This window comes from Rhizobium arsenicireducens (assembly GCF_964021225.1).
Window position 1 is genome coordinate 647,445 of the sequence record NZ_CAXHYK020000001.1, and the last position, 13,690, is coordinate 661,134.

Below are 13,690 nucleotides of genomic sequence, written 5' to 3' on the forward strand. Positions count from 1 at the left end.
GGGCCGCTCAGGCCGCGAGCGCGATCTCGCCCAGCGGGGTCAGGCGCTCGAAGCTCGGCCGGGCCAGATAGTAGCCCTGGATCAGCGTGACCCCGGTGTCGCGGATCGCCTTCAGCTCGTCTGCGGTCTCGATCCCCTCGCAAATCACGGTCACGGACAAATCGTCCAACATGGCGACGACATGCCTGAGGATCACCTGCTTCGCCCTGTCGGTGTCGATGCCGCGGATCAGCTCCATGTCGATCTTGACGATGTCCGGCCGCATCTTTGCCAGCAGATTGAGTCCGGAATGGCCGGCGCCGAAATCGTCGATCGCCGTCAGGAAGCCGATTTCCCGGTAGGTGGTCAGAATGTTCTCCAGATGCGCCACGTCCAGCGCCTCGCCCTCGGTAAATTCGAAGATGATGCGCTCAGCCGGGAGGCCGAAGGTCTTGCACGCGGCCAGCGTGGCGCGGATGCAGGCGCGCGGCTCGTAGACGGCGTTGGGCATGAAATTGATCGACAGCCGCGCATCGCCGGCGGTCAGGTCCAGGCGCGAGGCAAGCTCGATAGCCTTGACCCGGCACTGCTGGTCGAAGGCGTAGCGATTGGTCTCGTCGACGGTCGAGAGTACGCCGCCGGCGCTTTCGCCCCTGGGCCCACGCACAAGTGCTTCATGGGCAAAGACCTGTCGCCGCTCGACATCGACGATCGGCTGAAAGGCCATGGAGAACGGATATTGAAAGGCCTTGCCGTCGCGGCAACCGGCGCATGATGGATTCATGACGAGACTCCTGCTGTCTCTTCCTTATCGCGCCAATTGGTTACGATTGCCTGATGCAGAGGGCGGTTCGGGTCGGTTCGCGCCATCGCCTGACGCGGATGGTTGGAAACCCGCGCGCGGCGGGTTTCCATATCTTGGCCACGCCTCGGTCAGTCGAGGCACTTGGCGTCCGCGACGTGCGCCAGCAGGAGGTTGGTATCCGCGGTGAAGAGCGGGCCGTTCTCGTCCTCGGTATTGCCCTTGAGGTGGTGCGAGTTCAGGCTGATGACCCGGTTTTCGCCAGCGCCGCCGCCGACCTTGAAGTCGGTGAACCAGGCGCCGCCGCTATTGCCCGAGCGCATCGGATTGCCCTTCATGGTGACGACCCCGCCCGAGACGGCAGCCCATTCGCCGTCGACCTTGTAGAGGAATTGGCTGTTGCCGAAGTTGGCCGGATAGCCGATGGCGGTCAGCGCCGTACTCGCGGGCGTGCCGGTGGTCATCGCCAGCGGCTTTTCGTCGTCCTTGCCGTCGGCCAGGATGAAGGCATAGTCGTAGGCGTAATTCGGCGCCGGGGTATGAAAGGCGTCGAATAGCGAAACGCAGCGCCAGCCGACCGTCTGGGCCGTCTCACCGTCATTGTAGGCGCGCTGGAAGACGAAGTTGGAGAACCATTTGCCGGTCTTTTCGTCCATGACGCAATGGGCCGCTGTGAGGATGACCGAGGCGCTTTCGACGAACTGGGCGGAGCAGGCGGAGGGAACGCCGTCGCTGTCGCGAAAGGTCAGGCGGCCGGTACTCCAGTAGGGTGCGGCAGCGGACGGATCGTCCACCTTTTCCGGCACACCCTTGACAAGGCTGCCCTGTTTGTCGGGGCCGGCCTGGAGGTCGAGTATGTTCGGATTGAGCGCCCGGAAGCGCTGCTGCATCTCCTGCAGTTCTTCCGGAGAGACTTCTTTGCCCGGCATCGGTCTTGCCGATTCGAGCTCCGCCTCACTGAGCGGCGCTCGTCCTTCTGTGGTATTCTTCAGGTTCTCGATCGTGAGATTGGCCGCCGATGCGCCGGAGGCGGCAAAACCCAAGGCAAGCAGGGCCACTGCGGCACGGTACGGCGCGGAATGAAGTCTCGTCATTGTCTTGATCCTTCTTCAAATCGGACGCGACGACAAGGCGCGCATCCAGGGCGGAGCCGGCCCTTGCGTCGCTGCCCACGGTTATCTGGAGATTGCGGTAGCCGGAGGCGTCCGGCCACCGCGATTGTCTTTGGGTTCAGAGCAGTAGCGGTGTGCGCAGTTCGATCATTCCACGCTCGATCAGGCCCTCGGACTTGACGTCCGGGACGAAGACGCCGCGGTTCGGATCGTATTTCAGCGTGATGTCGGTGATGCCGCCGCCGAAGCGGGCGACCGCATTGTTGCCGATGATCTTGGTGATGATCGTCTCGCTGGCGAACTGGCTCTGCAGCCAGACATAGACATTGGTGAAGGGCGTCATCTGGATCTGCTGCTGCGACAGCACCGACTGGGCCGATATCGGCTTGCGCTCGGCGAGTTTCTTGCTGACCATGGCCGACTGCGACAGGCCGAAGGTCAATGCGGGATACTGCGCATAGGGCATCATGTTTTCGGCGGCAAAGGTGCCGCTGGGAATGGCCGGCGTGTTCTGGAACACGCCGAAGGTCGCGGCTGGCGTGAACGGATAGTAGCCGGCGTCGAGCGCCGGCCCGGGGGTGACTTCCGAGAGCTTGGAAATGTTGTTTCCCTGGCTCACTTCGGTGGTCGATGCGAAGATCCAATATTCCTCCGACCATTCGACGGTAGTCGACTGGAACGGGTCGATCGACAGCCAGATGACGTTCGGGTCACCGCTACCGACAGGCTTGGCGAGGGTCAGCCGCTGGCCGGCTGCCTTGATGACGTTGAGGTCGCTGGGATCGATGTTGAGGGTCAGCGTATAGTCCGCCATGGCAGTATTCCTTCCTTCTCAAGGGTTGATCGGATTGCCGCAGCGCGCATCCTGCGTCGCTAAAGCGTTCCCATTTGCACAACCCTGACGGCCAGAGTTTCAACCCGTAGGTGTTGGTGGTTTCACTCTTTCGCTGGAAGCGGCCCTCGTCTGTATTGGCCATGAGTCGCTGAATTCTCGGGCTTTTCGCCAGTGATCGCCTTCTCACGGTATGTTTACCTATGCGTGTATAAATAGATTGACAATAATCTGTGGCTGTGCTCAAAAGGGAACGGTTATGATACAGTCAGCCAGCCTCGAAAACCCTTCTGGCGCCGGCGATGCGGATGCGAGTGACGATGCGAATTGGCTATGCCCGTGTGTCCACCCATGACCAGAATATCGAAATGCAGCTCAAGGCGCTTGAAGGTGCCGGTTGTGAGCGCACCTTCACCGATCACGGCCTGTCCGGCGCGTCGCGGACGCGGCCAGGCCTGACACAGGCAATCGACTGTCTTTCGGCCGGAGACACGCTGGTCATCTGGCGGCTTGACCGCTTGGGTCGCTCACTCTCGCATCTGATCGAGGTGGTGGCCGAAATGGGGCAGCGCGAGATCGGGCTCTATTCCATCACCGAATCGATCGACACCGGATCTGCCGGCGGATTGCTCATCTTTCACATCATGGGGGCGCTTGCCGAATTCGAGCGGGCGTTGATCTCGGAACGCACCAAGGCCGGCATGTGGGCGGCAAGGGCGCGCGGCAGCGCGATCGGCCGCCCGGTCAAGCTGATGCAGGACGAGATCGACGCTGCCCTGGAGGCAATGGAGCGGGGCGTGTCGCTCGCTGCCGCGGCACGGCACCTCGGAGTCAGCCGCTCGACCCTCTATCGAAGGGTGCGCCGGGTGGCCGGCGGGGGAGGGGCCGGTACGATAGAGCCAAAATTACCGTCCCAGGGAACAAAGTGCCGACTGGCGCGCTAATGGCAACGGGTCCGGTCTCGGCAATTCCAGAATGACGCGGCAGGCGGGGCGAGTGACAGATCTAGGCCCGGTCCAGCACGAGTGCCTGCCAACCGGCCGTCCATCAACCCGGCGTCTTACTTTGCCGGATCTTTGCTAAAGGCGTGACATGAGCCAGACCATTGCCCTGATCGGTTCGGGGCCAACCGCGATCTACAGCCTTCGCAGACTTCTCTCCTCCGCGCGGCCGCTGGAGATCACGGTATTCGAGAAGGAGGCCGTTGCCGGCCGGGGCATGCCTTATCATCCCGCGGTCAACGACCGTGCCATGCTCGCGAATATCGCCAGCATCGAAATTCCCCCAATTTGCGAAACGCTCGTCGAGTGGCTGGCGCGCCAGCCGCCGGAAGAGCTCGACCGCCTGCGGGTGCAACCGGCCCAGATCAATGATCGCGAGTTCCTTCCGCGCGTGGTCCTCGGCGAATATTTCAAGGCGCAGTTCGATCGTGTCGTCGCAACCGGCCGGGCGGCAGGTCACACCGTCACGATCAAGGCCGGCCACGAGGTCACCGATGTCGCGCTTCAGCGGGACGAGATCCGGGTGACTGTGTCGCGCCCCGATCTGCCGCCCGAACACCATGCCTTCGGTCATGTCATCATGGCGACAGGGCACAGCTTTCCCGACCTGACAGAGGTGAAGCCGGGCTATTTTGCCTCGCCTTGGCCAGCGCCCTTGCTCAAGCGAATACCAGCCGGAGATGTCGGCATTCTCGGAACGTCGCTGAGCGGGATCGACGCCATGGTGACGATCGCGACCAGCCATGGCAGCTTCTATCATGATGAAGCCGGCTTGCTTGAGTACCACCCGGCTTCCGCAAGCGAGGGACTTCGGATCTCCCTGATGTCGCGCAAGGGCATGCTGCCCGAGGCCGATTTCTATTTCCCCATTCCCTATGATCCGCTCTTGATATGCACCGATGAGGCGGTCGATGCGCTCGTTGCTTCGGGCCGCGACGACTTGCTGGACGCCGTCTTCGGCCTCTTTTGCAAGGAACTGGCCGCCGCGGATCCGGATTATGCAGCAAAGATCGGCTTGGCTAGTCTGACTGTCGAGACGATCGAAGCCGCCTATTTCGCCGGTCGCGAAAAGAACGATCCCTTCCTGTGGGCTGCACTCAACCTCGCCGAGGCCAAGCAAAACTATGAGACCCGAACGACCGTGGGCTGGCGCTATGCGATCCTGCGCATGCACGAGGTCGTGGCCCGCGTCGTGCCGCACCTCAACGCCCGCGACCTGAAGCGCTTCCACAGCCACTTCAAGAGCTTGTTTGTCGACGACTATGCGACCGTGCCGCACGCCTCGATCGAGCGCGTGCTGGCCCTGCGCCGCGCCGGCGTGCTCGACATCGTCAAGCTCGACAATGACTACGAACTCGACATCGACACGCCTGCGCGCGGCGCGATCATCTGCCGCCCGGAGGGGACCTTGGTTTTCGATACGCTTGTCGATGCGACCGGGCAGGGGAGCCTTTCCGCAGACGAGATCCCCTTTCCGAGCCTGCGAAAGCAGGGGGCCGTCACCAAGGCGAGTGCGCGCAGCGAAGGCCAGGTGCAGATCGGCAATCAGCCGGCGCTCGAACAGGAAACCGGCGGGGTCGCCCTCGATTCCAGCTTCCGGTTCGTGGTCGATGCGCCGCTCAGCAATCAGCTCTATTGCCTGGCACTGCCCTTCCTGCTGCACCAGTTTCCCTTCGTCCAGGGCATCACCAGCTCATACGAGCTTGGGGAGACGGTTGCTGCAGCCATCCTCGCGAGCGATGATAAAAACTTGGGGCAGATGCCGCAGGTGGCCGGCGCAAGCGAAAGCGAACAGGGGCTGGAACTTTTCGTCCCATAGGGAGCAGTGCGGGACAAGCCAACGGCGTCTTCCCCGGCTGGGCTGAGGCCCGGTCTAGGCGTGCGGTTCCTTTGCGCCTGCGCCCCAGGCGATGAAAAATGGGTTGGCGAAATCCGTGTCGCCGGCCTGCATTGTCTTGCCATAGGAGAGCGCTTTGCCGTCCAGGCACAAGGTTGCGCCCCCGGCGGCACGCAATATGGCGTCGCCTGCCGCTGTATCCCATTCCATGGTCCGGCTGAAGCGGGGATAGACGTCCGCCTCGCCTTCGGCCAGAAGGCAGAACTTCAGCGACGATCCGATAGACCTGTATTCGGTGATGCCCTTCGCCCTCAGGAATTCTTCCGTTTCGGCGGTGTTGTGGACTCGGCTGGCCAGGGCCACCGGCGGCTCGCGGCGGAGGCGGACAGCGATAGGCTTCCGGTCAGCGACGGTGAAATCCGGATTGACCGTCAGTTTCCAGGCGCCGGTCCCTGAACCTACATAGGCCACACCCAGCGCGGGCGCGTAGACGACGCCAGCCACCGGATTGCCGTTCTCGATCCGTGCGATGTTGACAGTGAATTCCGGCCGGCGGCTGATGAATTCCTTCGTGCCGTCGAGAGGGTCGACGAGAATGAAGCTGCGGCCCTCGACGTTGGGAACCTTCCCGGCCGCGACAGCCTCCTCGGCGACGACCGGGACGCTCGGCATAGCTTCGGCGAGAACGGAGAGAATCACCGCCTCGGCACGCTCGTCGGCTTCGGTCACCGGCGATGCGTCCGATTTCAGCGTCACATGGGGGCCCGTCTTGTAGACCTCGAGGATGGCCCGGCCGGCGGCCAGTGCTGCTTGTTCAAACGTCTCGATCACGCGAAGTCTCTCCCATCCTCTGGTGCCTCAGCAGTGCTTCGATCTGCGTCGCCAGGCACATCGGGCCCATGCCGCCTGTCCGCAGGTCGAACTAATGCCGATGGAGCTCTTGATTTCGCCATTCATTGTTTTGCTGTGCAGGTGTTCCGACTCGGAGTGGCACATTCTTCGATCGGCGTATCGATGAATATTCAGGTAACCGCGATTCTCGTCGACTGACAATGGTGGCGTGCCGCGAACTCCGGTTCGGGCCTCTTGCCACCCGAGGCACACGATCGGTTCTGCTTGGCCTCGCTGACGCTCAGGGGGCTCCGCACAAAGGCCCTGGCGAGCAGGTCTTGCGACCAATCACGGCAAGATGGGGCGCTACCGTTGCCCTCAATTGAGCGTCGGGCAGGAGCTTGGCGTTTCTGGGTAAGACTTTGGTCTTACGACCAATCGTGGGCTTGGCACTTTCAATGCCGCGTCTAGTCTGCTCGCACTACGTGGAGGAATCTGAATTACTGGTGAGCGTCCAAGATCGGCGGCAATGTGCGGCCGATCGATGTCGCGCCGGAATTTGGGCGTAGCTGAGGAGTTCGGGCGTCCTTTGATGCCTGAAACGAGAGAGGGAGAACCACTCATGACGGACAAGTCGTCCAATGCCTATTGGGCAGCAAATATTCGCATTATCTACATATGTTTGGCCATCTGGGCGATCGTATCTTACGGATTCGGCATTCTGCTGCGTCCCATGCTTTCCGGCATTCCTGTCGGTGGCACTGACCTTGGTTTCTGGTTCGCCCAGCAAGGTTCGATCATCGTCTTTATCGCGCTGATTTTCTATTACGCGATGTACATGAACAAGATCGACCGCGAATTCGGCGTCGACGAGCAGTAAGGCGGACATTTCATATGGACCAGTATACCCTTAATCTGCTGATCGTGGGCGCGTCGTTCGCGGTCTACATCGGTATTGCAATCTGGAGCCGAGCCGGTTCCACCGCTGAATTCTACGCCGCCAACCGCGGCGTTCATCCCGTGCTGAACGGCATGGCGACCGCTGCGGACTGGATGTCTGCGGCTTCGTTCATCTCCATGGCCGGCCTGATCGCCGGCGTTGGCTATGCAAACTCCACCTACCTCATGGGCTGGACCGGCGGCTACGTGCTGCTCGCGCTGCTGCTCGCGCCTTACCTGCGCAAGTTCGGTAAATATACCGTGCCGCAGTTCATCGGCGACCGCTTCTACAGCCAGGGCGCGCGCCTTGTCGCGGTCATCTGCCTGATCATCATCTCGGTCACCTACGTTATCGGCCAGATGACCGGCGCGGGCGTTGCATTCTCGCGCTTCCTTGAAGTCGAAGTCTCGACCGGTCTGTGGATCGCGTCGGCAGTCGTCTTCGCCTATGCGGTTCTCGGCGGCATGAAGGGCATCACCTACACGCAGGTTGCCCAGTATGTGGTTCTGATTATCGCCTACACGATCCCGGCGATCTTCATCTCGATGCAGCTGACCGGCAATCCGCTGCCGTGGCTCGGCCTGTTCTCGACGCATACGGAATCGGGCCTGCCGCTGTTGGTGAAGCTTGACCAGGTCGTTACCGACCTTGGCTTCAACGCCTATACCGCACAGGGCTCCATGCTCAACATGACCCTGTTCACCCTGTCGCTGATGATCGGTACCGCGGGTCTGCCGCACGTCATCATCCGCTTCTTCACCGTTCCCAAGGTCTCCGACGCACGTTGGTCGGCGGGCTGGGCGCTGGTCTTCATCGCGCTGCTCTACCTGACGGCTCCGGCTGTCGGTGCCATGGCACGCCTGAACATCATCGACACCATCTTCCCCAATGGTCCGCAGGCTGAGGCTGTCCTCTATGAAGAACGCCCCGACTGGATGAGGACCTGGGAAGTCACCGGTCTGCTGAAGTTCGAAGACAAGAACGGCGACGGTCGCATCCAGTACTACAACGACGCGGCTGCAGGCTTCACTGAAACCGCAACGCAGCGTGGCTGGACTGGCAATGAGTTGACGATCAACAACGACATCCTGGTTCTTGCTAACCCGGAAATCGCGCAGCTTCCGGGCTGGGTTATCGGCCTCATCGCAGCTGGCGGTCTTGCCGCGGCTCTTTCAACGGCAGCCGGTCTTCTTCTGGCCATCTCGTCGTCGATCAGCCACGACCTGATCAAGGACTGGCTCGTTCCGGGGATCTCGGAAAAGAACGAGCTTCTTGTTGCTCGTATCTCCATGGCTGGCGCGATCCTGGTCGCTACCATCCTGGGCCTCAACCCACCGGGCTTTGCTGCCCAGACCGTGGCACTGGCCTTCGGCCTTGCTGCAGCCAGCATCTTCCCGGTCCTGATGATGGGCATCTTCTCGAAGCGCGTCAATTCGACCGGTGCGACCGTCGGCATGCTCGTCGGTCTGATCGTGACCTGCCTCTACCTCTTCACCTATCTCGGCTGGTTCTTCATCCCCGGCACGAACATGCTGGAGAACGTTCCCGCCAACTACCTGTTCGGCATCCCGCCGGCAGCCTTCGGTCCGATCGGTGCACTGCTGAACTTTGCGGCAGCCTACATCGTGTCGATGGTGACCGCACCGCCGCCGGCCCACGTACAGGAACTGGTGGAATCGATCCGCGTGCCGCGTGGCGCGGCTGGGGCAGTCGCTCACTGAGAACGCACAGACACATGAGCGGGCGGCGAAAGCCGCCCGTTCACTTTCCTCAACCATATTTCGACCGCACAAGCGGTCCGTTGGGGTCATGATGGCTGCAGCCACCTCCGATATCCTGAAGTTTCTCGAGACCGTTCATCCCTATGACAGCCTGCCGCGTGCAGAACTGGAGCGTGTCGCCGAATCCTTTAGCTGCATGAAACTGATGGCCGGTGCCGACGTCTATGGCCATGGCGATCACCTGCCGGGCCTTTTCCTGATTATGGACGGTAGTGTGGAGGTGAGAGACTCCTCCGGTACCGTCATCTCGCAGCTTTCCCCCCGCAATTCCTTCGGCGAGCGTGGCCTGATGGTCGATGGGCTCGCCGTGACCAGCGCACGGGCGCTGACAGACCTTCTTCTGCTGATGCTGCCAGCGCACGAATTCAAGCGCCTTGTGAGCGAGCAACCGGTCTATGCCCGCTTCTTCACGCGCGGCCGCGTCACCGATATCCGGCGCTCGGAAATGTCGCTGCGCAAGATCGGCGACCTGATGTCGAAGCCTGCCTTCGTCTGCGCCCCTGATGACAAGGTCCGTCAAGCCGCCGAGCTCATGCGCGACCGGAAGGTTTCGAGCCTCGGAGTGGTGGAGAAGGAACGTTTTGTCGGCCTCATCACCACCCGCGATCTCGCCTCGCGGGTTGTTGCCGAGGGGCTTGATCCGGCCACGACACCGGTCTCGACGGTCATGACGCGAGAGCCACTCGGGCTGACAGAAGATGCGCTCGGTTCGGATGTGCTCAATTTCATGCTGGAGCATGGCGTCGGGCACCTACCCGTGGTCGACGGCGACCGTCTGGTCGGGATCGTCACCCAGACGGACCTGACGCGCTTTCAGGCGACCAGCTCGGCTCTGATGATCGGCGAGATCGCCGCCGCCGAACACGTGTCCGAACTGCGGCAGATCACTGCCCGCATTCCGCAATTGCTGGTGCAGTTGGTCGCCGGCAACCAGGCGCATGAGGTGGTGACACGCCTGATCACCGATGTAGCGGATGCGGTGACCCGTCGACTGATCGTGCTCGCCGAGGGCGAACTCGGTCCGCCGCCGGTGCCCTATCTCTGGCTTGCCTGCGGCAGCCAGGGGCGGCAGGAGCAGACGGGCGTCAGCGACCAGGACAATTGTATCTTCATCGATGACAGCTTCGTCGAGAGTCAGAGGCCATGGTTCGAACAGCTTGCGCGCCGGGTCAGTGATGGTCTCGATGCCTGTGGGTATATCTATTGCCCCGGCGACATGATGGCGACCAATCCGCGCTGGTGCCAGCCGGTCCATGTATGGCGTGGCTATTTCCACGACTGGGTCACAGCCCCGGAACCGATGGCGCAGATGCTCGCCAGCGTCATGTTCGACCTCAGGCCGATTGCCGGGACGGGAGCGCTGTTCCACGACTTGCAGGCGGAGGTGCTCGAAAGGGCCAGCCGCAATTCGATTTTCGTGGCCCATATGGTCAGCAATTCGCTCAAGCATGCGCCGCCGCTCGGCCTCCTGCGCGGCTTCGCGACGATCCGCAGTGGAGAGCATCGCAACCATATCGACATGAAGCACAACGGGGTCGTACCGGTGGTCGATCTGGGGCGTGTCTACAGCCTGATGGGGCGGCTGGCGCCGGTCAACACGCGCGCCAGACTGCTTGCGGCCGAGGCGAGCGGCGTCATCTCCAGCGCTGGTGCGCGCGACCTGATCGCGGCCTATGATCTGATTGCCGAGATGCGACTGCGCAACCAGAAGAACCAGGTCAAGGCGGGGCTCAAGCCGGACAATTATCTCGCCCCTTACGATTACGGAGATTTCGAGCGGTCCCATTTGCGGGATGCGTTCGTCGTTGTCAGGACAATGCAATCGGCGCTCGCCAACAGCGGAAGAGCGCCCGCATAGAGGATTATATGTAATGTTTTTCGAGTTGATTGCGGCTGTCGTGGCAGGTGTTGCCGTGGCCGGTATTGCAATGGGGTTGCGATGGATCAGCCGTGGCTTCCTGCCGAAATGGATCGTGCCCGCAGCGGCGGGTCTCGGCATGCTCAGCTTTGCGATCTGGAGCGAGTACAGCTGGTTCGAACGCAATGTGGCAACGCAACCGACCGGGGTGATTGTGGCCTGGAACAACGAGCAGCGCTCCTTCTTGAGGCCGTGGTCCTACTATCAGTCGGTGGTGACCCGATACACCGCTGTCGACACGAGAACGGTGCAACGCCATCCCAACTTGCCCGATCAGGTGATCGTCGATCTTGTGCTGGCGGCCCGCTGGCAACGGACGGCGCGGGTCAAGGTCCTGTTTGATTGTGCCGCAGGACGGCGCGCGGACCTCATGGGCAAGGATGTCAAGGTTGCCGAGGATGGCGCGATCACCGGAGCGACCTGGACGGACCTTTCACCTGGCGATCGCCTGCTCGAGATCGCCTGCAAAGGGAGTTGATACGGCAGTGATTATGAGAATAGGACTGCGGGGCCGCATTCTTCTCTTCTTCGTCGCGATTGCCCTCGGGTCGATCGTGGCGCTCGGGATGGGCCTGTGGTTCGGATACCATAGGCAAGGCAGCCCCGACATGCTGAATGCCTTTGTCCAGGGCGCTGTGGCTGCCGGATTTGGCATCCTCGCGCTCGTTGCCGGCGTGTGGTTCCTGTTCGATACCCATCTGGCGCGTCCCATGGAGCAACTGGCCTCGGCCCTGCGTGTGCGGACGCATGCGGATGTTGCGGAGGATATCGATGCGGCTCAGGCACGCTATCTGGGTGACCTGGCCGAGGCTGCGGCCTCGGCTACGGCGACGCTTTCGAAAAGCCGCAATTCACTCGCCGAGACCGTGGCGCGGGAGACGGCCCGACTTGCATCGGACAAGAACAAGCTCGAACACCTTCTATCCGATGTGCCGCCCGCCGTGCTGTTGTGCACCGGCCGGCATCATATCGTCTTCTATAACAGCGTAGCCCATCGCATGCTGTCGGGGCAGAAATCCCCCGTCTGTCTTGGAAAGAACCTGTTCGACTATCTGAACGATGGCGCGATCCGCCAGGTGCATCAACGCCTGCTCGAGTCGGCCCTTCCTGGTTCCATCGTTGAATTCGTCTGCAACAGCCCCTGTGGCTCCAAGCGTCTGGCCGGGCGGATGCGGCTTGCCCGCGACAATGGCGGGGATGGCGCGGCTTATGTCATGACGCTGCGCGACGTGACGGGGGAGGTCGAAGCCTATGCGCGGCGTGACGTTCTGCTGAGCGAGATCTTCGAGCGCGTTCGTCCGACCGTCGGTGCGCTTGCAGCGCGCATTGGAGAGGATGAAGACCGGGAGGGGACGCTCTCGCTGGCGGCGGTGAAGGATGAAGTAGAGCAGCTCGACGCGATCCTTGGCGATCTCGCGACCCGCTTCGAGGGCTGTCGTGCCGACGGCTGGCCGATGGCGCCGGTCGATGCCCGGGAACTGGCGGCGAGCCTTCAGAGGCTGCTGGCGTCTGAGAGCATCCCGCTCGATGTTGATGCGAGCGCGCTTGCGATCCGCTGCAACGCCTTCGACATCGTCTCGCTGCTTGGCCATGTGGCGCAGAGAGTGGGGACCGGAACCGATGCGGCGGATCTTCGACTGACGATCCGCGAGACTGGCGATGCGGCCGAGATCCGTCTTGGCTGGCGGGGTCGGGCGCTGACCGAGAGCGAACTGAAGCTCTGGCTGGCCGAACCGATGGACGGCAATCCGGGCGGGCTCTCGGCAAATGCGATCCTTGCTGCGCACGCAACAGCGCTTGTGCACGAGGGGGATGAGGGAACTGCCTCGGTCGGCGTCTTTCTGCGGCCCATCCAGCAACTCGACGCAGCCCCTGCCGACACGGCTTTCTCGGTGGTCTATGATTTCGACCTGCTGTCGCGCGCCCAGTCGGAACGGATGGCCGAATCACGCCTCGACGATCTGGCCTATGTGGTCTTCGATACCGAGACGACCGGCCTTTTCCCGGAGCGCGGCGATGAGATCGTCCAGATTGCAGCCGTGCGGATCGTCAACGGCAAACGCGTGCCTGGCGAGACCCTTGATCTGCTCGTCAACCCCGGACGCTCAATCCCGCGCGCGTCCTCGGCCATTCATGGCGTGACCGATGCCATGGTCGCCGACGCCATCAGCGTTCAGGAAGCGGTCGAGCGATTTCACACCTTTGCCAGCGGTGCTGTGATCGTTGCCCACAACGCGCCGTTTGACATGACCTTCCTGTGGCGCCGGGAAGCCGAGCTCGGCATACGGTTTGTCAATCCGATCCTCGACACGGTCTTGCTCTCCGCGGCTGTCTTCGGTCTCACCGAGACCCATACGCTCGACGATCTCGTAATCCGGCTCGGGGTCGATCTTCCCGCGAGCCAGCGCCATACGGCGATGGGCGACACCTTGGCCACGGCCGAGGTTTTCCTCAAGCTCAAGCAGGTCCTCCAGGCCCGGGGCATCGAGCGTCTCAACGAGGTCCTGACGGAAGTGAAGCGCTACGACAGACTGTTGCAGGATATCAATCAGAGGCCCGAGACCGCCGAAACCGGCTGAACTCGACCATTGGCCGGCGCGTGCTGTCCGGTGCCCTGCGCGTTCCAGCGACGCTCCCTTGCGATAATAAGCTCAGGC

Annotated in this window: 11 protein-coding genes; 7 read left to right on the top strand and 4 right to left on the bottom strand. The window is 62.1% G+C overall.

What is annotated here, in order from left to right:
* Window positions 1-7 precede the first annotated feature (7 nt).
* From ACWPVA_RS03060 to ACWPVA_RS03070, 3 genes are all read right to left on the bottom strand, one after another.
* The gene (locus ACWPVA_RS03060) at window positions 8-763 is read right to left on the bottom strand and encodes an EAL domain-containing protein (RefSeq protein ID WP_454286268.1); all 756 of its coding nucleotides are present in this window, start codon (window positions 761-763) and stop codon (window positions 8-10) included.
* A gap of 149 nt (window positions 764-912) precedes the next feature.
* The gene (locus ACWPVA_RS03065) at window positions 913-1,875 is read right to left on the bottom strand and encodes a trypsin-like serine peptidase (protein WP_454286269.1); all 963 of its coding nucleotides are present in this window, start codon (window positions 1,873-1,875) and stop codon (window positions 913-915) included.
* Between the two features lie 136 nt (window positions 1,876-2,011).
* The gene (locus ACWPVA_RS03070; protein WP_454286270.1) at window positions 2,012-2,707 is read right to left on the bottom strand and encodes a hypothetical protein; all 696 of its coding nucleotides are present in this window, start codon (window positions 2,705-2,707) and stop codon (window positions 2,012-2,014) included.
* Window positions 2,708-3,045: 338 nt separating this feature from the next.
* Between ACWPVA_RS03070 and ACWPVA_RS03075 the strand changes: the two genes are divergently transcribed.
* A complete protein-coding gene (locus ACWPVA_RS03075; protein ID WP_454289515.1) occupies window positions 3,046-3,669 on the top strand; it encodes a recombinase family protein in 624 nt (207 codons plus the stop codon).
* A 148-nt stretch (window positions 3,670-3,817) separates the two neighbouring features.
* On the top strand, window positions 3,818-5,545 hold the full coding sequence (locus tag ACWPVA_RS03080; RefSeq protein WP_454286271.1) for an FAD/NAD(P)-binding protein: 1,728 nt from the start codon (window positions 3,818-3,820) through the stop codon (window positions 5,543-5,545).
* Window positions 5,546-5,599: 54 nt separating this feature from the next.
* On the opposite strand, the gene cysQ is transcribed toward ACWPVA_RS03080, so the two are convergent.
* A complete protein-coding gene (cysQ, locus tag ACWPVA_RS03085; RefSeq protein ID WP_454286272.1) occupies window positions 5,600-6,394 on the bottom strand; it encodes a 3'(2'),5'-bisphosphate nucleotidase CysQ in 795 nt (264 codons plus the stop codon).
* 622 nt (window positions 6,395-7,016) lie between these two features.
* On the opposite strand from cysQ, the gene ACWPVA_RS03090 reads away from it, so the two are divergent.
* From ACWPVA_RS03090 to ACWPVA_RS03110, 5 genes are all read left to right on the top strand, one after another.
* Entirely contained in the window at window positions 7,017-7,274 is a 258-nt protein-coding gene (locus ACWPVA_RS03090; protein WP_454286273.1) for a DUF4212 domain-containing protein, read from the top strand.
* Between the two features lie 14 nt (window positions 7,275-7,288).
* Entirely contained in the window at window positions 7,289-9,055 is a 1,767-nt protein-coding gene (locus ACWPVA_RS03095) for a sodium:solute symporter family protein (protein WP_454286274.1), read from the top strand.
* 91 nt (window positions 9,056-9,146) lie between these two features.
* Entirely contained in the window at window positions 9,147-10,973 is a 1,827-nt protein-coding gene (locus ACWPVA_RS03100) for a DUF294 nucleotidyltransferase-like domain-containing protein (protein WP_454286275.1), read from the top strand.
* Window positions 10,974-10,986: 13 nt separating this feature from the next.
* Entirely contained in the window at window positions 10,987-11,511 is a 525-nt protein-coding gene (locus tag ACWPVA_RS03105; RefSeq protein WP_454286276.1) for a hypothetical protein, read from the top strand.
* Between the two features lie 13 nt (window positions 11,512-11,524).
* On the top strand, window positions 11,525-13,612 hold the full coding sequence (locus ACWPVA_RS03110; protein ID WP_454286277.1) for an exonuclease domain-containing protein: 2,088 nt from the start codon (window positions 11,525-11,527) through the stop codon (window positions 13,610-13,612).
* Window positions 13,613-13,690 lie beyond the last annotated feature (78 nt).